This window comes from Caulobacter vibrioides OR37 (genome assembly GCF_000372645.1).
GTDB lineage: Bacteria > Pseudomonadota > Alphaproteobacteria > Caulobacterales > Caulobacteraceae > Caulobacter > Caulobacter vibrioides_E.
In genome coordinates this window covers 34,184-58,425 of record NZ_APMP01000023.1, presented here as the reverse complement: position 1 = coordinate 58,425, position 24,242 = coordinate 34,184, and the positions used below count along the sequence as shown (strand labels likewise).

The 24,242-nt window shown below is 68.2% G+C and carries 23 protein-coding genes; 9 read left to right on the top strand and 14 right to left on the bottom strand.

The features are described from left to right. Positions 1-2: 2 nt before the first annotated feature. The 9 genes from OR37_RS15510 to OR37_RS21140 all read right to left on the bottom strand — a co-directional run bounded on the left by OR37_RS15510 (position 3) and on the right by OR37_RS21140 (position 6,876). Positions 3-263 (bottom strand): ATP synthase F1 subunit epsilon, encoded by a 261-nt coding sequence (locus tag OR37_RS15510; RefSeq protein WP_004621865.1) that lies wholly within the window; start codon positions 261-263, stop codon positions 3-5. Next, positions 263-514 (bottom strand): hypothetical protein, encoded by a 252-nt coding sequence (locus tag OR37_RS15505; RefSeq protein WP_004621863.1) that lies wholly within the window; start codon positions 512-514, stop codon positions 263-265. The genes OR37_RS15510 and OR37_RS15505 overlap by 1 nt, the downstream gene beginning before the upstream one ends. After that, complete coding sequence (gene atpD, locus OR37_RS15500) at positions 514-2,127, bottom strand: F0F1 ATP synthase subunit beta (RefSeq protein WP_004621861.1); 1,614 nt, start codon at positions 2,125-2,127, stop codon at positions 514-516. Before atpD ends, OR37_RS15505 begins: the two co-directional genes overlap by 1 nt. 47 nt (positions 2,128-2,174) lie before the next feature. Then, positions 2,175-3,050 (bottom strand): F0F1 ATP synthase subunit gamma, encoded by an 876-nt coding sequence (locus OR37_RS15495; protein ID WP_004621859.1) that lies wholly within the window; start codon positions 3,048-3,050, stop codon positions 2,175-2,177. Positions 3,051-3,083: 33 nt separating this feature from the next. Then, a complete protein-coding gene (gene atpA, locus OR37_RS15490) occupies positions 3,084-4,616 on the bottom strand; it encodes a F0F1 ATP synthase subunit alpha (RefSeq protein ID WP_004621857.1) in 1,533 nt (510 codons plus the stop codon). 49 nt (positions 4,617-4,665) lie between these two features. Beyond that, positions 4,666-5,220: a F0F1 ATP synthase subunit delta gene (locus OR37_RS15485; protein ID WP_035017529.1), complete on the bottom strand. Its 555-nt coding sequence runs from the start codon at positions 5,218-5,220 to the stop codon at positions 4,666-4,668. A 181-nt stretch (positions 5,221-5,401) separates the two neighbouring features. Continuing rightward, positions 5,402-5,647: a hotdog domain-containing protein gene (locus OR37_RS15480; RefSeq protein ID WP_004621853.1), complete on the bottom strand. Its 246-nt coding sequence runs from the start codon at positions 5,645-5,647 to the stop codon at positions 5,402-5,404. A 146-nt stretch (positions 5,648-5,793) separates the two neighbouring features. Then, positions 5,794-6,132, bottom strand: coding sequence for a CC_3452 family protein (locus tag OR37_RS15475; protein ID WP_004621851.1), 339 nt, complete (start codon positions 6,130-6,132; stop codon positions 5,794-5,796). A 306-nt stretch (positions 6,133-6,438) separates the two neighbouring features. After that, on the bottom strand, positions 6,439-6,876 hold the full coding sequence (locus OR37_RS21140; RefSeq protein WP_004621849.1) for a hypothetical protein: 438 nt from the start codon (positions 6,874-6,876) through the stop codon (positions 6,439-6,441). Positions 6,877-6,997: 121 nt separating this feature from the next. On the opposite strand from OR37_RS21140, the gene OR37_RS15465 reads away from it, so the two are divergent. From OR37_RS15465 to OR37_RS15445, 5 genes are all read left to right on the top strand, one after another. After that, entirely contained in the window at positions 6,998-8,305 is a 1,308-nt protein-coding gene (locus OR37_RS15465; RefSeq protein WP_081612965.1) for an acyl-CoA dehydrogenase family protein, read from the top strand. A gap of 132 nt (positions 8,306-8,437) precedes the next feature. Next, positions 8,438-9,073, top strand: a complete 636-nt coding sequence (locus tag OR37_RS15460; RefSeq protein WP_004621845.1) for a LemA family protein — start codon at positions 8,438-8,440, stop codon at positions 9,071-9,073. A 58-nt stretch (positions 9,074-9,131) separates the two neighbouring features. Further along, positions 9,132-9,926: a TPM domain-containing protein gene (locus OR37_RS15455; protein WP_235046587.1), complete on the top strand. Its 795-nt coding sequence runs from the start codon at positions 9,132-9,134 to the stop codon at positions 9,924-9,926. Position 9,927: 1 nt separating this feature from the next. Continuing rightward, positions 9,928-10,626 carry a TPM domain-containing protein gene (locus OR37_RS15450; protein WP_004621841.1) on the top strand — a complete coding sequence of 233 codons (699 nt, stop codon included), beginning with the start codon at positions 9,928-9,930 and terminating at the stop codon, positions 10,624-10,626. A 51-nt stretch (positions 10,627-10,677) separates the two neighbouring features. Next, positions 10,678-11,109 carry a DUF1330 domain-containing protein gene (locus tag OR37_RS15445; protein ID WP_004621839.1) on the top strand — a complete coding sequence of 144 codons (432 nt, stop codon included), beginning with the start codon at positions 10,678-10,680 and terminating at the stop codon, positions 11,107-11,109. A gap of 3 nt (positions 11,110-11,112) precedes the next feature. Here the strand turns inward: OR37_RS15445 and OR37_RS15440 are convergent, their stop codons facing one another. Then, positions 11,113-12,858 carry an N-acyl-D-amino-acid deacylase family protein gene (locus tag OR37_RS15440; RefSeq protein WP_004621838.1) on the bottom strand — a complete coding sequence of 582 codons (1,746 nt, stop codon included), beginning with the start codon at positions 12,856-12,858 and terminating at the stop codon, positions 11,113-11,115. Between the two features lie 194 nt (positions 12,859-13,052). On the opposite strand from OR37_RS15440, the gene OR37_RS15435 reads away from it, so the two are divergent. Together OR37_RS15435 and OR37_RS21875 are read left to right on the top strand one after the other, a co-directional pair. Beyond that, a complete protein-coding gene (locus OR37_RS15435; RefSeq protein ID WP_004621836.1) occupies positions 13,053-14,240 on the top strand; it encodes an acetyl-CoA C-acyltransferase in 1,188 nt (395 codons plus the stop codon). A gap of 206 nt (positions 14,241-14,446) precedes the next feature. Further along, complete coding sequence (locus OR37_RS21875; protein WP_004621835.1) at positions 14,447-14,584, top strand: hypothetical protein; 138 nt, start codon at positions 14,447-14,449, stop codon at positions 14,582-14,584. A gap of 140 nt (positions 14,585-14,724) precedes the next feature. Here OR37_RS21875 and OR37_RS15425 read toward each other — a convergent pair whose 3' ends face one another. Both OR37_RS15425 and polA read right to left on the bottom strand, forming a co-directional pair. Then, positions 14,725-16,635, bottom strand: a complete 1,911-nt coding sequence (locus OR37_RS15425; protein WP_004621832.1) for a methyl-accepting chemotaxis protein — start codon at positions 16,633-16,635, stop codon at positions 14,725-14,727. Positions 16,636-16,809: 174 nt separating this feature from the next. After that, the gene (gene polA / locus OR37_RS15420) at positions 16,810-19,698 is read right to left on the bottom strand and encodes a DNA polymerase I (RefSeq protein WP_200864143.1); all 2,889 of its coding nucleotides are present in this window, start codon (positions 19,696-19,698) and stop codon (positions 16,810-16,812) included. Positions 19,699-19,865: 167 nt separating this feature from the next. On the opposite strand from polA, the gene OR37_RS15415 reads away from it, so the two are divergent. Both OR37_RS15415 and rarD read left to right on the top strand, forming a co-directional pair. Further along, entirely contained in the window at positions 19,866-20,894 is a 1,029-nt protein-coding gene (locus OR37_RS15415; protein ID WP_004621828.1) for an aspartate-semialdehyde dehydrogenase, read from the top strand. A gap of 243 nt (positions 20,895-21,137) precedes the next feature. Then, on the top strand, positions 21,138-22,052 hold the full coding sequence (gene rarD / locus OR37_RS15410; protein ID WP_004621827.1) for an EamA family transporter RarD: 915 nt from the start codon (positions 21,138-21,140) through the stop codon (positions 22,050-22,052). Between the two features lie 51 nt (positions 22,053-22,103). Here the strand turns inward: rarD and OR37_RS15405 are convergent, their stop codons facing one another. Both OR37_RS15405 and OR37_RS15400 read right to left on the bottom strand, forming a co-directional pair. Continuing rightward, a complete protein-coding gene (locus tag OR37_RS15405; protein WP_004621824.1) occupies positions 22,104-23,495 on the bottom strand; it encodes a sensor histidine kinase in 1,392 nt (463 codons plus the stop codon). After that, complete coding sequence (locus OR37_RS15400; RefSeq protein ID WP_004621822.1) at positions 23,492-24,160, bottom strand: response regulator; 669 nt, start codon at positions 24,158-24,160, stop codon at positions 23,492-23,494. The genes OR37_RS15405 and OR37_RS15400 overlap by 4 nt, the downstream gene beginning before the upstream one ends. Positions 24,161-24,242: the final 82 nt, after the last annotated feature.

Below are 24,242 nucleotides of genomic sequence, written 5' to 3'. Positions count from 1 at the left end.
GATCAGGCCGCTTCGACGGCGTGCTCGGCCAGGATGGTCAGGCCGTCGGGGCCGACGTCCGCGAAGCCGCCCTGGATGTCGAACACCTTGGTCGTCGCGCCGTCCTTCACGGTCACCTTGCCTTCGCGCAGGGTGGTCATGAACGGGGCGTGGCCGGCCAGGACGCCGAAATCGCCTTCCGAGCCGGGGGCCTGGACCAGGTCCACGTCGCCGGAGAACAGTTCCCGTTCGGGCGCGACCAGGGAGAAGTGCAGCTTGGCCATCAGTTGAAAGTCTCCTCGACGCCGCCCAGGGCGGCCTCGATATCCTCGTCGGTCTGGATCTCGGTCCCGCAGAAGGGGCAGAATCGGATGGTGGCCAGCACCACGCCCGTTTCGCCCTCTTCCTCGCGTTCGCCGAGGTTCAGCAGGATCAGGCCGCTATCGTGCTCGATGAGGCCGGCGTTGGCGTCCGGAGACACCGCTTCCGCCAGCTCTTCGCAGCAGAAATTGGCCAGGTCCGTGTCTTCGGTCATCAGGCTTCGGCCGCCATCTTTTCGGCCTTGGCCACGGCTTCCTCGATGGCGCCGACCATGTAGAAGGCGCCTTCCGGCAGGTGGTCGTATTCGCCGTCGACGATGCCCTTGAACGAGCGGATGGTGTCCTTCAGCTGGACGAAGGCGCCCGGGGTGTTGGTGAACTGCTCGGCGACGTGGAACGGCTGGCTCAGGAAGCGCGAGATCTTACGCGCGCGGGCCACGATCAGCTTGTCCTCTTCCGAGAGCTCGTCCATGCCCAGGATGGCGATGATGTCCTTCAGAGCCTTGTACTGCTGCAGGACTTCCTGGACGCGGCGGGCGACCGTGTAGTGCTCTTCGCCGATGACCAGCGGGTCCATGATCCGCGAGGTCGAGTCCAGCGGGTCCACGGCCGGGAAGATGGCCTGGGCCGCGATGTCGCGCGACAGAACGGTGGTGGCGTCCAAGTGGGCGAACGAGGTGGCCGGGGCCGGGTCGGTCAAGTCGTCTGCGGGCACGTAGATGGCCTGCACCGAGGTGATCGAACCCTTGTTCGTCGAGGTGATGCGCTCCTGCAGGTTGCCCATCTCGGTGGCCAGGGTGGGCTGATAGCCCACGGCCGAGGGGATGCGGCCCAGCAGAGCCGACACTTCGGCGCCGGCTTGGGTGAAGCGGAAGATGTTGTCGACGAACAGCAGCACGTCCTTGCCTTCTTCGTCGCGGAAGTATTCCGCGATCGATAGGCCGGTCAGGGCGACGCGGGCGCGGGCGCCCGGCGGTTCGTTCATCTGGCCGTAGACCAGGGCGCAGCGCGAGCCTTCGGTCGAGCCGTTGTTGGCCTTCGGGTCGACGTTGACGTTCGACTCGATCATCTCGTGATAGAGGTCGTTGCCTTCGCGGGTGCGCTCACCCACGCCGGCCAGAACCGAGTAACCGCCGTAGGCCTTGGCGATGTTGTTGATCAGTTCCTGCATCGTCACGGTCTTGCCGACGCCGGCGCCGCCGAACAGGCCGATCTTGCCGCCCTTGGTGTAGGGGCACATCAGGTCGATGACCTTGATGCCCGTGACCAGCACTTCGGCCGTGTTGGTCTGCTCGGCGAAGGTCGGGGCGTCGCGGTGGATCGGGCGCGACAGGGTCGACTGGATCGGGCCCTGCTCGTCGATCGGCTCGCCGATGACGTTCATGATGCGGCCCAGGGTGCCCGGACCGACCGGAACGCGGATCGGCTCGCCGGTGTCGCGCACGGCCTGGCCGCGGACGAGGCCTTCGGTGGCGTCCATAGCGATGGCGCGGACGGTGTTCTGACCCAGGTGCTGGGCGACTTCGAACACCAGGCGCTGGCCGGTGGCGGTGTTGATGGTCTCGACGGCGTTCAGGATCGCCGGCAGAGCGCCGTCGAACTCGATGTCGACGACAGCGCCGATGATCTGGACGAGGCGGCCGGTGGCGCCGTCCAGGTTCACGGCGCTATTGGCCGGAGCCGAAGCGGCGGCGGCGGCCTTCGGGGCGGCCGGCTTCCGGGCGGCGGGCGCCTTGGTCGCGGCGGCCTTGGGGGCGGCGGCGGCCTTCGGAGCGGCCGGCTTCTTGGCGGCGGCGGTCGCCGGCTTCTCAGCGGGGGTCTTGGCCATGGGGTTGCGGTCTTTCGGTCTCTGCGTGCTTGTGTCGTTAGGCTAGATCAGACGGCTTCGGCGCCGGAGATGATCTCGATCAGCTCCTTGGTGATCTGGGCCTGGCGGGAACGATTGTACTCAAGGGTGTAGCGCTTGATCATGTCGCCGGCGTTGCGCGTGGCGTTGTCCATGGCGGTCATCTGGCTGGCGTAGAAGCCGGCCATGTTGTCCAGCAGGGCCGACAGGATCTGAACTGTCAGGTTGCGCGGCAGCAGGGTCTCGAGAATGGCCTCTTCCGAGGGCTCGTACTCATAGACCGCCGTCGGGCCCGAAGCGGCTTCGACGCCATCCACGGTCGCCGGGATCAGCTGCAAGGCCGTGGGGACCTGCGAGACCACCGATTTGAAGCGGCTGTAGAACAGGGTGACGATGTCGGCTTCGCCCGCCTCGTAAATGCGGGTGACGACGTCGGCGATCGGCTGGGCCACCGACAGCGTCAGCTGGCGGTTGGCCGACAGGTCGAAGGTCTCGACGATCTTGCCGGCGTAGGGACGGGCGAGCTGCGCCGTCACCTTCTTGCCGACGCAGATCACCTGCACCTGCTTGCCCTGGGCGATCAGCCCGTCGATGTGCTGGCGCGCGGCGCGGACGATCGACGAGGTGAAGCCGCCCGCCAGGCCGCGATCGGCGGCGGCGACCACCACCAGGTGGCGGTCGTCGCGGCCGGTGCCCGCCAGAAGCTTCGGGGCGCCGTCGCCGGACACGCCGGCGGCGAGGTTGGCGATGACGCTGGCCAGACGCCGAGCGTAGGGACGAGCGGCTTCCGCCGCGTCCTGGCTCCGGCGCAGCTTGGCCGCCGCCACCATCTGCATCGCTTTCGTGATCTTTTGCGTCGCTTTGACGCTCGAGATCCGATTGCGCATTTCCTTCAAGCTGGCCATTCGGCGCTACTCTCTCCGAGCGGTTCCGAGGGCTTAGGCGAAGGTCGACGAGAAGCTGTCGAGCGCGCTCTTCAGCGTGTTCTCCAGGTCCTTGTCGAGGGCCTTCTTGGTGCGGATGCCTTCCAGCAGGTCGGCGTGCTGGCTGTGCAGGCGGGCCAGGAACTCGCTCTCGAAGCGGCGCACCGCCGAGGTCGGGATCTTGTCCAGATAGCCGCGGGTGCCGGCGTAGATCACGCAGACCTGCTCTTCGACCGACTGCGGCGCGTATTGCGGCTGCTTCAGCAGCTCGGTCAGGCGTTCGCCGCGGGCCAGCATCTTCTGGGTCGAGGCGTCCAGGTCCGAGCCGAACTTCGCGAAGGCGGCCATTTCACGATACTGGGCCAGCTCGCCCTTAATCGGGCCGGCGACTTGCTTCATCGCCTTGATCTGGGCCGACGAGCCGACGCGCGACACCGAGATGCCGACGTTCACGGCCGGACGGATGCCTTGGTAGAACAGGTCGGTTTCCAGGAAGATCTGGCCGTCGGTAATCGAGATCACGTTGGTCGGGATGTAGGCCGACACGTCGTTGGCCTGGGTTTCGATGATCGGCAAGGCCGTCAGCGAGCCCGAACCGTTGTCTTCGTTCAGCTTCGCGGCGCGCTCCAGCAGGCGGGAGTGCAGGTAGAACACGTCGCCCGGATAGGCTTCGCGGCCCGGCGGGCGGCGCAGCAGCAGCGACATCTGACGGTAGGCGACGGCCTGCTTGGACAGATCGTCATAGATGATCAGGCCGTGCAGGCCGTTGTCGCGGAACCACTCGCCCATGGCGCAGCCCGAGAACGGGGCCAGGTATTGCAGCGGGGCCGGCTCAGAGGCCGAGGCGACAACGACGGTCGTGTATTCCAGGGCGCCGTGCTCTTCCAGGGTCTTGACGATCTGGGCGACGGTCGAGCGCTTCTGGCCGATGGCGACATAGACGCAGTAGAGCTTGGCGCTCTCGTCCTTGCCGGCGTTCACGGCCTTCTGGTTCAGGATGGTGTCGATGGCGACGGCGGTCTTGCCGGTCTGACGGTCGCCGATGATCAGCTCGCGCTGGCCGCGGCCGACGGGGATCAGGGTGTCGATCGACTTCAGGCCCGTCTGGACCGGCTCGTGCACCGACTTCCGCGGAATGATGCCCGGCGCCTTGACGTCGACGCGGCGACGCTCGGTGTATTGGATCGGGCCCTTGCCGTCGATCGGCTCGCCCAGCGGGTTGACGACGCGGCCCAGCAGGCCCTTGCCGACCGGCACGTCCACGATCTCGCCCAGGCGGCGGACTTCGTCGCCTTCCTTGATCTCGGCGTCGGCGCCGAAGATCACGGCGCCGACATTGTCGCGCTCTAGGTTCAGGGCCATGCCCTTCACGCCGGCCTTCGGGAATTCCAGCATTTCGCCGGCTTGGACGTTGTCCAGGCCGTAGATGCGGGCGATGCCGTCACCGACGGACAGCACCTGGCCGACGTCCGAGACGGCGGCCTCTTCGCCGAAGTTGGCGATCTGCGACTTGAGGATGGCCGAAATTTCGGCGGCGCGGATGTCCATGGTTGTCTGGGCTCTCTGCGATCTAATTTTTTAAGGCGCGCTTATACGCTCAGGCGCGCTTCAGGGCGAATTTCAGGGAATCGAGCTTCGAACGGAGCGAAGCGTCGAAGAGACGCGAACCGACGCGCACCTTCAGGCCGCCCAGAAGGGACGGATCGACGCGCGTGGAAACTTCCGGGGTCTTGCCCAGGGCCTGGGCCAGGGCGGTTTGCACGCCCTTCAGCTGGACGGACGACAGCGGGGCGGCCGAGACGACCTCGGCCGTCACCACGCCGCGGTGCTTGGCCGAGAGCTCGACGAAGGCCGAGATCGCGCCCAGCAGGTCGGCCGTGCGGCCGTTGGCGGCGACGAGGCCCAGGAACTTGGTGGTCAGCATGTCGAAGCCGGCCTTCACTGCCACCGCGACCAGGCCCTTGCCCTTGTCCTCGGCGGAGAAAGCCGGCGAGTCGATCAGGCGGCGCAGGTCGGCGCTGTCGGCGATCATCGCCTTCAGGCTCTTAAGGTCGGCCTCGACCTTGGCCAGATTGCCGTTCTCGATCGTCAGTTCGAAGAGGGACTGCGCATAGCGCTGACCCGCATCCGTCGCCTTGGTTTCGTCCGCCACTTGGTATCCGCCCGGTGCGTTGCAAATCGCCGCGAACAAGAAGTTTAACCCTCATCGCGGCTTAAAGGCTTGAGCGCGCTTGGAAAAAGCACATGGACGGCGGGCGCGACAGCGCCGCCCCGTCCGAAGCCGCGCGCCTGATAACACGGGCCTTTCGCGGTCGCAACCAAGCGGACCGCGTTCAGTCTCCGGACCGACGGAACACCGCGGAGGCCGAAGCGGCCAGCGCGCCGTCCGCGCGGCGCAGCTCGCCCTGGGCGAAGACGAGACTTCGGGTGGCCCGCTCGACCCACGCCTTGGACGAAAGCGTCTGGCTTTCGGCCTCGCCGGCATAGTCGATCGTCATCGACGCCAGGGCCGTTCCGTCGCCCGCGGCCTTGCGCAGCACGGATTCCAATTGGGCGGAAAGGCTTGAGTCCATGGCCATGACCTAGTCCCTGACGCGGAAAAGAAAAGGGGCGACGGACGAATCCGCCGCCCCTTGAGGCGAATGCTCGAGGAAACAGCCAGACGGGACCCCGAAAGCGGCGATCCCAAACGCGTCTGGTAACTCAGGTAAAGCGATACGTGTTCCTACTTAGCCGAGGCCACGGCGGAGGCGCCCTTGGCCGAGGCGTTGCAGCGGGTCAGATCGTCGGCGTCCAGCGACTTGGTTTCGCCGCCGAAGGCCGAGATGTGGCCCACTTCCTTGGCGAGCGCCTTGCAGGCGACCGCGGTGAGAGCCCGCGAGGGGGCTTGGGTCGAGACGCACTCGGCGCCCTCGCAGACGAAAACGGCGCCGCCGGCGACGACCTTGGTCTTGGCGGCGAGGGGTTGGTCCAGGGCGGCGGCGATACGGCCATCGGCCAGGGCGGCGCCGGCGAACAGCGCGGTGGACAGGGCGGCGACGGCCGCCAGGGAACGGAGCTTCATCTTAAAGCCCTCCAGCGTTGGGTTGGGGAAGTTGCGGTCAGATCGTTGATCGGTGAAACGCGGTACTGGCCGCCCGGACCTCGACAACCCATCGGGAGCATCCCATCTGGAGAGTCGGCCCCGGTATCCCCACCGGTGCTTCGGATCCGAACTAAGCATCGCTTAGATATCAGTGATCAGAAATTGCGCAAGCTCAATTTCGCATGCGCATCGTTTTTTCGGGAAACGGAGTTCGCGCGCCAGGCGCGACGAGGTTCGCGCGGAAATGGCGAGCGTTTCGGCTGGCGAGCGCGACGGGCGCTCCGTCTAAAGCCCCAGGATCTGGTCGATCCGGCTCTCGGCCTTGGCGTGGATGGCGCGTTCCTCGACCATGCCCTCGGCTCGGACATAGCGCCCATTCTTGCCGACGCGGCGCTGGATGCCATCGGCCGTCAGCATCATCTCGGCCTTCTTGGGGTCGGTGAGCGCGCCCAGCACGGCCGCGACCACGGCGCCGATCGTCGCGGCGGCGACGGGGCCGATCATGCCGATGATATCGTCGCCGAAGATCTGGCGCAGGCGCAGCACCAGCACCTCACGGTTGGGCTGGTGGGTCATGACGCCGATAGCCCACTGGACCGCGCCTTCCACGGCGATGGCCAGCAGGACGGGCCAGAGCACGCCCATGGCGCGCGGCCGGACGAGCAATCCGAGCGCGGCGCCAATGATCGCGAAGGCCGCCATGGTGATCATGACGGGAACCATAGGCTCCGGGGCGTCAAGGAGGGGTTAAGGTCCGCGCCGTGTTCCCAAGGGGCATGATTGGCCGCGCCCTTTCCCGGCGTTTTACTGCCCCCAGAGACATAAAGATGAGCGTTAGGGAGGCTTGACCATGGACTTCCATCTGCCGCCGGAGCTTTCGGCCTATCTGGCCGAGCTCGACGCCTTCATCGAGAAGGAGATCGCGCCCCTGCAGGCGCGCGACGACAACGACCGCTTCTTCGACCACCGCCGCGAATGGGCCAGGACCGACTGGGACATGGGCGGCCTGCCTCGCCATGAATGGGAGGAATTGCTGGGCAAGGCCCGCAAGCTGGCCGATCAGGCGGGCCATTATCGTTACGCCCTGCCTAAGGACTATGGCGGCCAGGGCGGCACGAACCTCGGCATGGCGGTGATCCGCGAGCATTTGGCCAGCAAGGGCCTGGGCCTGTTCAACGATCTGCAGAACGAGCACTCGATCGTCGGCAACAACCCGTTCGTGCTGATGATCCGCGACTTCGGCCGGCCCGACCAGCAGCATCTGATCGGCGACATGCTGGACCGAGGCGCCTTTCGACCGACCTTCGGCCTGACCGAGCCCGATCACGGCTCGGACGCCACTCACATGGAGACCCGCGCCGTCCGCGAGGAACACCACGGCGAGGCCGGCTGGCGGATCAACGGCGAGAAGATGTGGACCACGGGGATGCACGCGGCCACGCACTGTTGCCTGTTCGCCCGGACCTCCGGCGAGGACGGCGACGCCCGAGGGATCACCGCCTTCCTGGTTCCGGCCCACGCGCCCGGCGTCAAGATCGAGGAGTATCTCTGGACCTTCAACATGCCGACCGACCACCCCCGGGTCAGCTTCACCGACGTCTGGGTTCCGGAGTCGGCGATGTTCGGCCCAGAAGGCGGCGGCCTGGCCCTGGCCCAGCATTTCGTGCACGAAAACCGCATCCGCCAGGCGGCCTCCAGCCTGGGCGCGGCGGTCTACTGCATCGAGGAGTCCATCAAGTACGCCCGCGCGCGCAAGCCGTTCGGCAAGGCCCTGGCCGAGAACCAGGCCATCCAGTTCCCGATCGTCGAGCTGTCGACCCAGGCCGAGATGCTGCGCCTGCTGATCCGCAAGACCGCCTGGGAGATGGACCAGATGACCAAGCCGGAGGTCGAGAAGCGGCTCTCCGACAAGGTCTCGATGTGTAACTACTGGGCCAACCGCCTGTGTTGCGAGGCCGCCGACCGGGCCATGCAGATCCACGGCGGCATCGGCTATTCCCGCCACAAGCCGTTCGAGCACATCTACCGCCATCACCGCCGTTACCGGATCACCGAGGGATCGGAGGAGATCCAGATGCGCAAGGTGGCCGCCTGGCTGTTCGGCTATATGGGGCCGCGAAAAAAGGCCTTCGCCGAGATGGACAAGGTTTAATCCGCCCCCCTCTGACGTGTATCAAGGGACGCGCTATCTAACGGCGATACGCGAGCATACATGTTCGCGATCTAGGTTGACGAGCCCGCTGGTCCGTTCCGTCCGGAGCGGGGCGGGCTCCTTGGAGGGCTCATGAACCGTCTCGTCCGTAACGCCGCGCGTGTCGCCCTGATCGTCGCCGTCCCGGCGACGCTGGCCGGTTGCGGGATCAACACCATTCCGACCCAGGACGAGGCGACCAAGACCGCCTGGGCCGAGGTGCAGAACCAGTACCAGCGCCGTAACGACCTGATCCCCAACCTGGTGGCGACCGTGAAGGGCTACGCGGCCCAGGAAAAAGAGGTGCTGACCGCCGTCACCGAGGCGCGCGCCAGCGCCACCTCCATCAAGGTCGACGCCTCGACGATCACCGACCCCGCCCAGTTCCAGAAGTTCGCGGCCGCGCAGGACAAGCTCGGCGGCACGCTGAGCCGGCTGATGGTCGCGCAGGAGCGCTATCCGGAACTGAAGTCGAACCAGAACTTCCTGGCCCTGCAGAGCCAGCTGGAAGGCACCGAGAACCGCATCGCCATTGCGCGCCGCGACTACAACCTGACCGCCCAGACCTACAACACCACCCTGCGTACCTTCCCCAGCGTGCTGTGGGCCAAGACGCTCTATAGCGGCCAGAAGCCCGCCCAGCTGTTCCAGGCCACCGCCGCGGCGCAGAGCGCGCCGACCGTGGACTTCTCCAGCCCGCCGACGGCGACCCCGCCGAAGGTTCAGTAGCGTGACGTTCAGTCGTGCTCTCCTCCCCCTCACGGGGGAGGGGGACCGCCGAACGGCGGTGGAGGGGCGCCCCTTCGCATCGCGGGCGCGAGCCTCGCTGCTGGCGCTCGTCGCCCTCTTCTTTGCCTTGCCGGCCCTGGCCGCCCCGACCTTCCCGCCGCTGACGGGCCGGGTGGTCGATGACGCCCACGTGCTGTCGCCCCAGGTCCAGCGGCAGCTGACCGACAAGCTGGAGACGCTGGAAGCCTCGACCGGCCGCCAGCTGGTGGTGGCCACCGTGCCCAGCCTGCAGGGCTATCCGATCGAGGACTACGGCTATCAGCTGGGCCGGAGCTGGGGCATCGGCCAGAAGGGCAAGAACGACGGCGTCATCCTGCTGGTGGCGCCGACCGAGCGGAAGGTGCGGATCGAGGTCGGCTACGGCCTGGAGCCGATCCTGACCGACGCGCTGTCCAGCGTGATCATCCAGAGTCAGATCCTGCCGAAGTTCCGCGAGGGGGACCTCTCGGGCGGCGTCGTCGACGGGACCAATGCGCTGGTCGAGCAGTTGAGCCTGCCCGAGGACCAGGCCAAGGTCCGCGTCCAGCAGGCCGCCCAGCCCGAGCAACACAAGGCGCGCGGCTCGCCGATCGCCGGCTTCCTGGTTTTCCTGGTCATCGTCTTCGTGCTGTCCAGCCTGTTCCGGGGCGGGCGCGGCGGCGGCTTCGGCTCGGCCTTGCCGTGGATCATCCTGAGCGCGCTGAGCAGCGGCGGCCGGGGCGGACGCGACGACGGCTGGGGCGGCGGCGGTGGCGGGGGCTTCTCCGGCGGCGGCGGATCGTTCGGCGGCGGTGGCAGTTCGGGGAGCTGGTAGGATGAAGACCATGACGCCGTCCGACCTCGACCGCATCGCGGAGGCCGTGGCCTCGGCCGAGAAAACCACCGCCGGCGAGATCGTCTGCGTGCTGGCGCCGGAGGTCTCGGACTATCGCGAGACCCCGCTGGCCTGGGCGGCGATCGCGGCCCTGGTGCTGCCGGCCGGCGCGCTGTTCGCCGGCTTGCGGCCCGAACTGCCGGCCCGCCTGTTCGGCGGATGGACCATCGGCCACCACGCGGCCCTCGACGCGGCGATCCTGTCGGCGCTGTCGACCTATATAGCGGTCCAGGCCGTGGTCTTCGTGCTGGCGGCCCTGGTCGTGTCGATCCCGCCCGTCCGCCGCGCCCTGACGCCCGGCGCGCTGAAGGCCGCCCGCGTGCGCCGCGCGGCCATGGAGCAGTTCCTGGCGCGCGGCCTGCACCTGACCCGAGGCCGCACCGGGGTCCTGATCTTCGCGGCCCTGGCCGAGCGTCGGGTCGAGGTGATCGCCGACGAGGGCGTCTATCAGGCCGCGCCGAACACCGTCTGGGACGAGGTCGTCGCCGATCTGGTCGCCGGCCTGAAGCGCGACGCCATCGCCGACGGCTTCATCGCCGCCGTCGCCCGCGCCGGCCAGATCCTGTCCACCCACGTCCCGCCGCGCCCCGACGACCGCAACGAACTATCCGACGGGCTGACCATCCTTCCGGGGCGGTGATGCAAGGCTAAGGCGTGACGGCAAAGGACCGGCGCCAAGAGGAGGAACCCCATGACCAGTATCGACCCGAGTCGCGCGCAGTTCGACGCGTTCAAGGCCTTGCCGCGCGATACGCCGATCCAGATGCTGAACCTCGTTCGGCTGAAGGCGCTGGCGGACTATCCCGAGGGGCATCCGAACCACGGCAAGGGCATGAGCGGACTGGAGGCCTATCGCGAATACGGCCGGACCACGGCGGCGCTGTTCCAGAGCCTGGGCGGTCGCCAAGTGTGGGCCGGACGGCCCGAGGGCGTGGTCACCGGGCCGGCGGACGAGCGCTGGGACCTGGCCTTCATCGCCGAATATCCGAACGCCGGCGCGTTCCTGGCCATGGTCACCAACCCGGACTATCGCGGCTTCGTCCAGCATCGCACGGCGGCGGTCGAGGATTCGCGGCTGATCCGTCTGGCGCCGCTGACGCCGGGCGAGGGCTTCGGCGAGTAGCGGCTACGCCGCCGCCAGGGCGAGAGGGGCCGAGCGCGCCCCGCGCACCAGGCGTCCGGGCAGGGCGCCGGTCGGTTCGCCGTCGCGCTGCGTGACCACGCCGGCGACGAGGGTCGCGGCATAGCCATGGGCTTTCTGCGTCAGCCGCCGTCCGCCCGCCGGCAGGTCGTAGGCGACGCGGGGCGCCTCCAGGCGCAGGCCCTCGTAGTCGATGACATTGAGGTCCGCGCGATAGCCCGGCGCGATCAGGCCGCGATCCAGCAGGCCGACCGCGGCGGCGGTGTCGCGGGTCTGGCGGGCGATCATCGTCTCCAGCGGGATGCGCGGCCCCCGCGCGCGGTCGCGGGTCCAGTGGGTCAGGTTGCTGGTCGGAAAGCTGCCGTCGCAGATCATGCCGACATGCGCGCCGCCGTCCGACAGGCCCGGTACGGTGTCGCGGTGGGTCAGCATCCGGAAACTGGGGTCCAGCGAGCCATCGGCATAGTTCAGGAACGGGTGATACAGCATCCCGCGCCCGCCGTTTTCGAGCATGGCGTCGAGCGCTACCTCGGCCGGCGGGCGCCCGGTCGCGGCGGCGATGGCCGCGACGGTAGCGTCGGCCGTCGGCTCGTAGTCGGGGTCGGCGCCCATAGGGAAAAGGTTGTCCCAGGCCCGCAAGGCGCTGCCCGCGAAAGGCCCTGTGGCGTCCAGGTCATGCGCGAGAAGGCGGGCGCGGAAGTCGGGGTCCGACAGGGCCGCGACCTTGTCCCGCAAGGCCTTATCCTTGATCTCCGCGAAGACCGGGTTCTGGCTGAACGGATTGAGCGTCAGCTCCAGCCCGAACAATACGCCCACCGGCCGGCCGCAGACCTGGGCCTTCATCGGCAGGCCGGCGTCGACGGCGGCCGACAGTCCGGCCAGCATCGCCTTCCAGCCGCCCGGCGACTTGGGACTCTGCACCAGGGAGAACGACAGCGGCCGGCCGGAGCGCTCGACGATGCGGCGGACCATGGCCAGCTCGGCCGCGCCGTCCGGGAAGAAGTCCGAGACCAGTTGCAGCACGCCCTTGCCGGCGGCGGCCAGGCCCAGGGCGATGCCCGTCAGCTCGTCCTCGCCGGCGGTCAGGGTCGGGGTGGGGTGGCCGTCGCTGGTGCGGTGGTTGAGGGTACGCGAGGTCGAAAAGCCCAGGGCTCCGGCCTCGACCGCCTGCCGGGCGATGTCTGCCATGGCGGCGATGTCGGCCGGCGTCGCCGGCTCCCGATTGGCCCCGCGCTCGCCCATCACATAGACCCGCAGCGCCGCGTGCGGCAGCTGGGCGGCGACATCGACGTCGAACGACCGGCCGGCCAGGAAGTCGAGATAGTCGGGAAAGCTCTCCCAGGCCCATGGAAGGCCCTCGGTCAGCACCGGGAAAGGGATGTCCTCGACGCCCTCCATCAGCCGGATCAGTCGATCGTGGTCCTGGGGTCGGCACGGGGCGAAGCCGACGCCGCAATTGCCCATCACCACCGTGGTCACGCCATGGCCGGAGCTGGGGCTCATCTGGCTGCCCCAGGTCGCCTGGCCGTCATAGTGGGTGTGGATGTCGACGAAGCCGGGGGTGACGATCCGGCCGCGCGCGTCGATCTCGTCGCCGCCGGCGGCCAGGCGCGGTCCGATCGCGGCGATTAGGCCGTCCTTGATCCCGACATCGGCGAGGACGCCCGGCGCGCCGGTCCCGTCGAACACCGTCCCGCCGCGCAGCACGAGATCGTAGGCGTGGTCAGCCATGGCCGTCCTCCCTCATCTTATCGTTGATCATGAGCGTGTGCCCGCGCCCGAGGGGCGTCAAGCGGCGGGCGAGAATCGAGGCCAGGATGTCGACTTGAGTTTACGTTGACGTGCGCGTGATCTTTACGGGGCGCGGAGGGCCGGTCTAGGGTAGCCGCCAATTCAAACTAACGTTTAATAGGGAGTGCGCCCTTATGCGCGAAGCGGTCATCGTCTCTTACGCCCGCACGGGCCTGGCCAAGTCCAACCGGGGCGGCTTCAACAACACCCATGGCGCGGCCATGGCTGGCCACGCCATCCAGCACGCCGTCGCGCGCGCCAAGCTGGAAGGCCCCGAGGTCGAGGACGTCGTCCTGGGCTGCGGCGGTCCCGAAGGCGCCACCGGCATGAACGTGGCCCGCAACGCCGCCATCTGGGCTGGCCTGCCGGTCACCACCTCGGGCCAGACCGTCAACCGGTTCTGCTCGTCGGGTCTGCAAGCCATCGCCACGGCCGCCAACTATGTCCGCAACGACGGCGCCGACGTCGCCATCGGCGGCGGCGTGGAGTCGATCTCGCTGGTCCAGGGCGGCGGCCACATGAACCGCTTCCACATCACCGAAGACAAGCTGATGAAGGAAAAGCCGGCGCTGTGGATGGCGATGATCGACACCGCCGACATCGTGGCTAAGCGCTACAACATCAGCCGCGAGTACCAGGACGAATACTCGCTGCGCAGCCAGCAGCGCATCGCCGCCGCCCAGGCCGCCGGCCTGTTCGACGACGAGATCGTCCCGATGGCCACCAAGATGAAGGTGGTCAACAAGGAGACCAAGGAAGAGAGCCTGGTCGACTACGTGGTCACCAAGGACGAGTGCAACCGTCCGGACACCACGCTGGAAGGCCTGGCCAAGCTGGAGCCGGTCAAGGGGCCGGGCAACTTCGTCACCGCCGGCAACGCGTCGCAGCTGTCGGACGGCGCCGCCGCCGTCGTGGTGATGGAAGCCAAGGAAGCGGCCAAGCGCGGCCTGGAGCCGCTCGGCATGTTCAAGGGCTTCGCCATCGCCGGCTGCGAGCCCGACGAGATGGGCATCGGCCCGGTCTTCGCCGTGCCGCGCCTCTTGGAACGTCACGGTCTGAAGGTCGACGACATCGACATCTGGGAGTTGAATGAAGCCTTCGCGTCGCAGTGCCTCTACAGCCGCGACCGCCTGGGCATCGATCCGGAGAAGTACAACGTCAATGGCGGCTCGATCGCCATCGGCCACCCGTTCGGCATGACCGGCGCGCGCTGCGCCGGCCACCTCTTGCTGGAAGGCAAGCGCCGCAAGGCCAAGCTGGGCGTGGTGACCATGTGCATCGGCGGCGGCATGGGCGCCGCCGGCCTGTTCGAAATCTTCTGATTTCGACCAGGCCGGATAACGCGGGGACAAAAAAGGCCGGGAACCGTCGAGGCGGTTTCCGGCCTTTTCTATCGGATCAGGACGCCTGCAAGCCGTTTCAGAAGCTCTGGCGCGGCGCTGTCTTGAACCCGGCGCGGGCGGGGCCATCTAGGCCTGCGTCGGCGTCGCGATCATCGCTTTAGACACGCCAGACCCGAGAGACACCCATGGCCACCAAGGCCTTCTTCGCCGCCGCCCTGATCTTGGCCGCCGCCATCGGCCTGGTCCTGCCTACCCCGGGCGCCAGCCACGCGACGCATCCGGCCAAGTCGTCGTTCGAGACGATCGCCCTCAACAAGGGTTGATGGGGAACGCGCGGTCTTCGCCGCGTCCTTAGAGCCTTTAGCCTGAAATCGGAATCGATTTCAGGCGTCAAAAAGGCTCTAAATCAAATGTTTAGAGCGTGAGATAAGCTGAAACCGGTTCCCACTTTCAGCCTCACGCTCTAGAACTCTTCCCAGCTATCTTCCTTGACGGCCACGGCGGCGCCGCCGCGCGATGGGCGGACGATGGCCGCTGGGCGCGAAGCCGGCCGGGAGACCGGACGCGCGCTGGTTGGCGCGGGCGCGGACTGAACCGCCGACCGCGCCGTGCGGAACCTTGAAACCATCTCGGCCAGGGCCTTGGCCTCGTTTTTCAGCGAATGGCTGGCGGCGGTGGCTTCCTCGACCATGGCCGCGTTCTGCTGGACGACCTGATCCATCTGATTGACGGCGGTGTTGACCTCGTTCAGCCCGGTGGACTGCTCGCTGGCCGAGGCCGAGATCTCGGTGACCAGGGTGTCGATGGCGGCGACCTGTTCGACGATGCGGTTCAGGGCCGCCCCGGTCTGCCCGACGAGGTCCACGCCCGCCTCGACCTGCGCCGTCGAGGTCGAGATCAGGGTCTTGATCTCCTTGGCCGCGTCGGCCGAGCGCTGGGCCAGGGCGCGGACTTCCTGGGCCACGACCGCGAACCCGCGACCGGCCTCGCCGGCGCGAGCGGCTTCGACGCCCGCGTTCAGGGCCAGAAGATTGGTCTGGAAGGCGATCTCGTCGATGACGCCGATGATCTGGCTGACCTGGTCGGAAGAGGTCTCGATCTCGGTCATGGCCGAGACCGCCTGACCGACGATCTGACCCGAACGCTGGGCGTCGGCGCGGGCCGCGGCCACCACGCGTGAGACCTCCTGCGCGCCGGAGGCGGTCTTTCGCACCGTGGCGGTGATCTGATCCAGCGCCGCGGCCGTCTGTTCCAGGCTGGCGGCCTGCTGTTCGGTGCGGCGCGAGAGGTTGTCCGAGGCCTGTGCGATCTCGTCGGAGCCGCTATTGACCCCGTCGGTGGCCGCGCCGATCGCCTGGATGGCGTCCTGCATCCGCTCGGCGGCCGCGTTGAAATTGGTCCGCAGGCTCTCGGTCTTGGGCGCGAACGGAACGGTGATCCGATGGGTCAAATCGCCGCTCGCCAGATGGTCGAGGGCTTCGTTCAGCGCGGCGACGGCGATGGCGTCGTCGCGGGCGATGGCGGCCTTCTCGGCCTCGTTGGCGGCGCGTTCGCTGTCCGCGGCCGCGCGATGCTCGGCGGCGGCGCGCTCGACACGGATCTTCTCGACGGCGGCGTCCTTGAAATGGGCCACGGCGGCGGCCATGTCGCCGATCTCGTCCTTGCGGCCCTGGGCGGGCACGGCGACGCCATTGTCGCCCGAGGCCAGACGACGCATGGCGCCCGTCATGGCGGCGACGGGACGGGCGATGGCGTTCCACAGCCACCAGCCCATCAGGCCGGCGATGATTAGGGCCACGCCGCCGCCGATCAGGAGCGACAGCACCGCGGTGGTCATGGCCGCCTTGGCTTCGGCCGTCCGGATCGCCACCCGCTCGTTGGCCGCGGTCAGCAACTCCTTCTGGATCGCTCGCAGCGCGGTCAGGCTTTTCTTCCCGGTCAGCTGGATGGCCTGGTCGCGGCCCGCGGCCGGATCGTTCATCAGGCTCATGACCGGGGCGCCGATGTCATGGCGCCAGGTCGCCATGGCCTCGCGCAGGCGCTGGATGCGCGCCTTCTGCTCGGGGATCGTGGTCTTGGTCGCGAAGCCGTCCAGCGTCTGGTCGAACTTGGCCGAGCTTTCCTCGTAGGTCTTGGCGAACTTCTTGTCACCCATCAACACGTAGCCGCGCAGCGCGTTCTGCTGTTCCAGGATCAGAGTCAGGGCCTCTTCGGCCGTCGCGGCCAGGGCCAGACTGCGCTCGCTGGCCACGGTGGCCTCGTCGATGCGCTGGAGGCTGACGAACACGATCGACGAGGCGATGGCCGAGGTCAGGATCAGCGCGCAGAACGCCAAGCCGAGCTTCGCCGAGATTTTCAGGTCGCTAAAAGACACCGAGCGGGCTCCTCATCTGAACGATGGCGGCCGCGAAAATTTCAGAGAACACAGCTACTTGAGGCCGGGCCACGGATCGCGATCGTCAACCGGCAGGAGTCGTCCAGAACGATTGCCGAGCGATTAACCGTGATGTGGCGGAATGTCGCGGCGCGAGCGATGGGGCTCTGCCAATCAGTGGGCTTCGTCCCAGTTCGGCGCGGCCCGAGCCTCCACCGTCAGCGGCACGGTCAGCGCCACGGCCGGTTCGGCCGCCGTCTCCATCACGCCCCGGATCACCGCGCAAGCCCGCTCGGCCTCGGCCTCCGGCGCCTCGAAGACCAGTTCGTCGTGCACCTGCAGCAACATGCGCGCTTCCAGGCCGGCGGCCTCCAGGGCGGCCGGCATCCGGATCATGGCCCGGCGCATCACATCGGCGGCCGCGCCCTGGATCGGGGCGTTGATCGCCGCCCGTTCGGCGAATTGTCGCTGGCCGACGGACTTCGACTGAATTTCGGGAATGTTGATCTTGCGGCCGAAGATGGTGGTGACATGGCCGTGCTCGCGCACGAAGGCCTTGGTCGCGTCCATATAGGCCTGGATGCCCGGGAAGCGCTCGAAATAGGTCTTGATATAGGCTCCCGCCTCGCCCTGGCCGATGCCCAGCTGGTTGGCGAGACCGAACGCGCTGATGCCGTAGACGATGCCGAAGTTGATCGCCTTGGCTCGCCGCCGGATCATCGGGTCCATGCCCTCGATCGGCGTGTCGAACATCTCCGAGGCCGTCATGGCGTGGATGTCGAGGCCTTCCTGGAAGGCCCGCTTCAGCTGGGGGATGTCGCCGATGTGAGCCAGGAGGCGCAGCTCGATCTGGCTGTAGTCGGCGCTGATCAGCACCTTGCCGGGCGGCGCGATAAAGGCCTTGCGGATCTTCCGGCCTTCCTCGGTGCGGACCGGGATATTCTGCAGGTTCGGATCGGACGAGGACAGGCGTCCCGTCGTCGTCGCGGCCAAGGCGTAGGAGGTGTGCACCCGGCCCGTGCGCTCGGCGATCGCCGCGATCAGGTTCTCGGTATAGGTGCCCTTCAGTTTCGAGAGCTGACGCCAGTCCAGCAGCACGCGCGGCAGCTCGTGCTCGAGGGCCAGGCTTTCGAGGACGTCGCTGTCGGTGGACCACTGGCCGGTGGCGGTCTTCTTGCCGCCCTTCATGTTCATCTCGCCAAACAGCACGTCGCCGATCTGCTTGGGGCTGCCCAGGTTGAACGGCCGGCCGACGATCTCCTGGGCGCGCGCCTCGTACTGGGCCATGCGTAGGGAGAACTCGTTCGACAGCAGGCGCAGCGCCTCGGGATCGACCTTGACGCCGTCGTTCTCCATCATCGCCAGCACGGCGGGTAGGGGGCGTTCCAGGGTCTCGTAGACGGTCGACAGGCCCTCGCGCGCCAGGCGCGGCTTCAGCCGCTCCCATAGGCGAAGGGTGACGTCGGCGTCCTCGGCGGCGTAGGCGGTCGCCTCGGCCAGGGCCACGTGCTTGAAGCTGATCTGGGCCTTGCCGGTCCCGGCCACCTGCTTGAACGGGATCGGCTTGTGGCCCAGCCACAGCTCCGACAGCTCGTCCATGCCGTGGCCGTGCAAGCCCGCCTCCAGCACGTAGGAGATCAGCATGGTGTCGTCGATCGGCGAGACCTGGATCCCGTGGCGCGACAGCACCGCGATGTCGTACTTGGCGTTCTGCGCCACCTTCAGCACCGCCGGATCCTCCAGCAGCGGCTTCAGCGTCGCGATCACGTCGGCCAGCGGGATCTGCACGAGGTCGGCGGCGGCTTCCAGCGCCAGGCCTTCCTTCTCGCAATGGCCGACGGGAATGTAGCAGGCCTCGCCGGCCGCCACGGCCAGGGAGATTCCGCACAGGCCGGCCGTCGCCGAACCCAGGGCGTCGGTCTCGGTGTCGAAGGCCACGACGCCCTTGGCCGTCGCCTTGGCGACCCAGGCCTTCAGCGTCTCCAGATCGCGGACGCAGACATAGGTCGCGTGGTCGATGGTGACCGGCTCGGCGACGGGCTGGGCGGCCGCGCGGGCGGCGGCGCCCATGTAGGAGACCGAGGTGACCGGCGCCTTCGGCGGGGCCGACGGGCGGTCCAGCGTGCCGGGCGCGGCGGCGGCCGAGCCGTCGCCGACCCGCCGGGCCAGGGTGCGAAACTCCATCTGGTCCAGGAACGCGGCCAGCGCCACCTTGTCGGGCTCGCGCACCTTCAGATCGTCCAGCGGCTCGGGCAGGGGGGTGTCGCAATCCAGCGTCACCAGCGCTCGCGACAGGCGGATCTGGTCGGCGAAATTGATCAGAGTCTCGCGGCGCTTGGGCTGCTTGATCTCGCCGGCCCGTTCCAGCAGCGTGTCGAGGTCGCCGTATTCGGTGATCAGCTGCGCGGCGGTCTTGATCCCGATCCCCGGCGCGCCCGGCACATTGTCGACGCTGTCGCCGCACAGGGCCTGAACGTCGACCACCTTCTCTGGATAGACGCCGAATTTCTCGAACACCTGCTCGCGGTCGATGCGGACGCCCTTCATCGGGTCGTACATCGACACGCCGTCGCCGACGAGCTGCATCAGGTCCTTGTCGGACGACACGATGATCGCCTCGCCGCCGACCTCGCGGGCCTTGCAGGCATAGGCGGCGATGAGGTCGTCGGCCTCGTAGCCGGGCAGCTCGATGGCCGGCACGCCGAACGCCCGCGTCGCCTCGCGCACCAGCGGGAACTGCGGGATCAGGTCTTCCGGCGGCGGCGGGCGGTGGGCCTTGTACTGGTCGTACAGGGTGTTGCGGAAGGTCTTCTCCGAGTGGTCCCAGATCACCGCCAGGTGGGTCGGCGTATCGCCCTGCATGTCGCGCAGCAGCTTCCACAACATGTTGCAGAAACCTTGGACCGCGCCGACGGGCAGGCCGTCGCTCTTGCGGGTCAGCGGCGGCAGGGCGTGATAGGCCCGGAATAGATAGGCCGAGCCGTCGACCAGGAAGAGCCGAACGGCGGGACCGTCCTGGGTGAGGTGAGCGGCGGGCGGGGCTTCGGAGACGACGTCGGTCATGGCGGCGAACATAGGCGGGCGGACGTGCGTCGGAAACCCTCTGAACGGGCGGGTTCACCTGCCCTCATCGCCGCGCCAGAAACCCTCGCCTTGCGCCCGCGGGGCATGAGGCGTAACGGAACGCCGCTCCGCGCGGTACGCGGACGGACAGTCTTCAGGAGAGCGCGATGGGTTACCGGGTCGCCGTGGTCGGCGCCACGGGCAATGTGGGCCGCGAGATGTTCAACATCCTCGAGGAAGTCAAATTCCCCGTGGACAAGATGCACGCCATCGCCAGCCGCAAATCCATCGGGGTCGAGGTCTCGTTCGGCAACGAGATCCTGCGCTGCGAGGACCTGGAGCAGTTCGACTTCTCGAAGGTCGACATCGTGCTGATGAGCGCTGGTGGGTCGATCTCCAAGGCCTGGGGCGAGAAGATCGGCGCGGCCGGTCCGATCGTCATCGACAATTCCAGCCACTTCCGGATGGACCCGGACGTGCCGCTGGTCGTGCCGGAAGTGAACCCGGACGCGGTCAACAGCATCCCGAAGAACATCATCGCCAACCCCAACTGCTCGACGGCGCAGCTGGTCGTGGCGCTGAAGCCGCTGCACGACGAGGCCAAGATCAAGCGGGTGGTCGTCTCGACCTACCAGTCGGTCTCGGGCGCGGGCAAGGAAGGCATGGACGAGCTCTGGGACCAGACCAAGGGCATCTATGTCCTGGGCGCGCCGCCGCCGAAGAAGTTCACCAAGCAGATCGCCTTCAACGTCATCCCCCACATCGACGTCTTCATGGACGACGGCTTCACCAAGGAAGAGTGGAAGATGACTGCCGAGACCCAGAAGATCCTCGATCCGAACATCCAGCTGGTCGCCACCTGCGTGCGCGTGCCGGTGATGGTCGGCCACTCCGAAGCCGTGAACGTCGAGTTCGAAAGCCCGCTGGACGAGGACGAGGCCCGCGAGATCCTGCGCGACGCCGAAGGGATCGTCGTGGTCGATAAGCGCGAGGACGGCGGCTACATCACGCCGAAGGAAGCCCAGGGCGAGTTCCCGGTCTATGTCTCGCGCATCCGCAAGGATCCGACGGTCGAGAACGGCCTCGCCTTCTGGTGCGTCGCCGACAACCTGCGAAAGGGCGCGGCCCTGAACGCCGTGCAGATCGCCCAGCTGCTGCACGACAAGGGCCTGATCAAGTCGAAGACGCCGGCTTAAGGTTTAGAGACAACCGATATCCCCGGCGAATGCCGGGGCCCAGATGGAAAGGCGCTGAATCGCTTCTAAGGATTCAGCGCCTTTCCCACGCCCCATCGTCCTGAGATCTGGATCCCGGCATTCGCCGGGAAGGTCGGTGGATCAGGATTTCCTGAGCCGGTTCGAGAATTTCCGACGGAGCCGCAAGATGCGGGCGGACGGCGGGCTTCCCATGTGCGAGGCGCTTTACGAGGGGTGCGCAACATGTCGCCGAGCGCCAACGCCGTTTCCGAACCCGACAATCGCTCCGCCTATGCCGCCGGCATCGGCTGCTATGTCCTTTGGGGCTTCCTGCCGCTCTATTTCCACCTGCTGTCCAGCCTGGGCGTCGGCTCGTGGGAGATGATCGCCCACCGGACGCTGTGGTCGGTGCTGTGGGCGGGCGGGCTGGTGCTGATCGCCAGGCAGGGCGGCCAGGTGGTCCAGGTGCTGCGCCAGCCGCGCACGTTGGGAATGCTGGCCCTGTCCACCCTGGCGATCTTCGGCAACTGGACGATCTATGTCTTCGCGGTGAACGCCGGCCACGTGATCGAGGCCAGCCTCGGCTATTACATCAACCCGCTGATGAACATGGCCGCCGGCGCGCTGCTGTTCCGCGAGCGGATGAGCGGCGAGGGCAAGGTCGCCATCGGTTTCGCGGCCGTCGGCGTGGCGATCCAGACGATCGCGCTGGGCCATCTGCCGATCGTGTCGCTGGGCCTGGCCCTGACCTTTTGCGCCTACGCCATCCTGCGCAAGCAGGTGAAGGCCGAGGCCCAGACCGGGCTGTTCATCGAATGCGCCTATCTGGCCCTGCCTGGCTTGGCCTACGTGCTGCATCTCGCGGCCAGCGGTCACGGGCATTTTGGCCAGGGCGGCCCGGTGACCGCGCTTCTGGCTCTGGCCGGTCCGGCGACGGTCGCGCCGCTGGCCCTGTTCGCCTGGTCGGCGCGCCGCCTGCCGCTGAGCGCCGTCGGCTTCCTGCAGTTCATCGCGCCGACGATCCAGTTCCTGCTGGGGGTGGCGTTCGGCGAGCCGTTCACGGCGTTGCGCGCCCTGTCCTTCCTGTTCATCTGGCTGGGCGTGGCCGTGTTCGCCTACGGGGCCTGGAAGAGGGCGCGGGTCCTGGCGCCGGCTTAGAACGTGTCAGGCTTGGGTGTGGGCGGTTGAGCCGCTCGACCACGCTCGAAGCTAGAGTCGGTTCGGCTGCGGCGGCGGAAAATCGCAGATCGCCACCAGGCCGGGGCGCGGGCGACGGGCGCGGAGCGTCAATCTTATGTTCAGGCGGCCGGTGATCGAGCGCACGATGGCCAGGCCCAGGCCCGCGCCGGCGTGCGCCTGCCCGGCGGCGCCGCGCGCGAAGGGCTTGAGGAGGCGGTCCAGCTCGGCCGGGTCGGCGCCTGGACCGTGGTCCCAGATCACGACCGTCGTCGCGCCGGCCTCCTCGCCCGCCAGGATGCGGACCTTGCCGCCTCCATAGGCGCAGGCGTTGAAAACGAGGTTGCGCAGCGCCTCGCCGATCAGAAGGGGATTGCCCCGGACGGGAGGCAGGTCGCGGCGAATGCGCGACAGCACCTCGACCTCCGGAAAGCCGCGCGCGGCCTCGACTTGGATCGTGGTCAGCAGGGCGGCGAGGTCGGCCTCGCCCTCGGCCGCGGCGGCCTCCGAGCGGGCCAGGGCCAGGAATTGCGACAGCAGCTGGCGCAGGTTGGCGGCGGCGTCGCGCGAGTCCCGCAACAGCGCCTGGTCGCGCGGCGCCGTCGCCGAGCGCTCCAGCAGCGCCAGATTGGCGACGATCACCGAGAGGGGGGTCCGCAACTGATGCGAGGCGTCGGCCGAGAAGCGTTCCAGGGCGCGCGTGAAGCGGTCCAGGCTGTCCATCATGCGGTTGAAGGCGCCGACCACCGGGGCCAGTTCGGCGGGCGCGTCGGCGGCGCTGACCGGCGTCAGATCCGGACGCGAGGCCTGGGCGCGGGTCGTCAGGTCGGCCGTCAGCCGGCGTAGCGGCGCCAGGCCCCACCCGAGGGCTGGGATGACCAGGGCGGCGGCGACAGCGACCAGCAGCACCGGCAGGCCGATCAGGTTGAACAGCAGTTCGCGCACGCTGGCCTGGCGGGAGTCCAGGCTCTGGGCCACGGCGACCACGACCGGTTCGGCCATCCCCGGCGCCATCACGGTCGATTGCGCGATGCGCACCGGATAGCCGCGCATGGTGGCGTAGGCGAAGTTGGTCTCGTTGGGCGCCGGCGCGGGGGGGCGCGGCAGGTCCTCGTAGCCGGTGATCAGGCGAGGGCCCTGACGCACCGCGTAGAACACCGCGTCGCGTTCGGGGCTGTCCAGCAGGCCCAGGGACCAGGGCGGCAGAGCGACCTTGGCCTCGCCGTTCCTCACCCCGATCTGGGCGACGATCGAGGCGACGGACCCGGCCAGCAGGCGGTCGGAGTCCTTCTCGACCACCGCCTGGGCGGCCAGGGCTCCGGCCAGGGCCAGGGCGGCGGCCAGCAGGGCCAGCGGCACGATCTGGGCCAGCAGCAGGCGGCCGACCAGGCTGGAGCGTCCCCGCCCGAACGCTTCACGCCTCACGGGTCCAGCCGATAGCCGAGGCCGCGCAGCGTGCTCAGGCGCGGCCCGTCCGGCGCCAGCTTGCGCCGCAACCGGCCGACATGGACATCCAGGGCGTTGGGCGAGGGCGTTTCCTCGTCGGGAAATACCTCGGCGGCCAGGTGATCGCGCTCGACGACGCGGCCAGCGCGCCCGGCCAGGGCCTTTAGCGCCGCCCACTCCCGGGGGCGCAGGTCGAGGCGCCGGTCGCCGACCCAGGCGCAGCCCGCGTCCCAATCGCAGGCCAAGGCGCCGACATGGACGGTCCGCGCGGCGTAGCCCGCTTTGCGCCGCGCCACGGCCCGCACGCGGGCCACCAGCTCGAACGGATCGAAGGGCTTTGGCACATAGTCGTCGGCGCCCATGTCCAGGCCCGCGATGCGGTCTCGGACGGCGTCGCGAGCGGTCAGGATGACGATCGGCGTGGAGACGCCCTCGCGCCGAAGCCGGCCCAGAATCTCGAACCCGTCAATGTCGGGCAGGCCGATATCCAGCACGATGGCGTCGAAGCCGGCGCCATGCGCCGAGGCCATGGCCAGGGCGGCCGCCCCGGTCTCGGCGCAGACGGCCACGTTGCCCTCGCTCTCCAGCGTCGCGATCAGGGAGCGACGCAGAGGCGGATCATCCTCGACAACCAGTATCTTCATCGGGGATGTAGGACCGAAGACGAAAGGGGGACGGGCCATCATCCGACGCCGATTGCCAGATAAGGTCAAGGGACGCGGGACG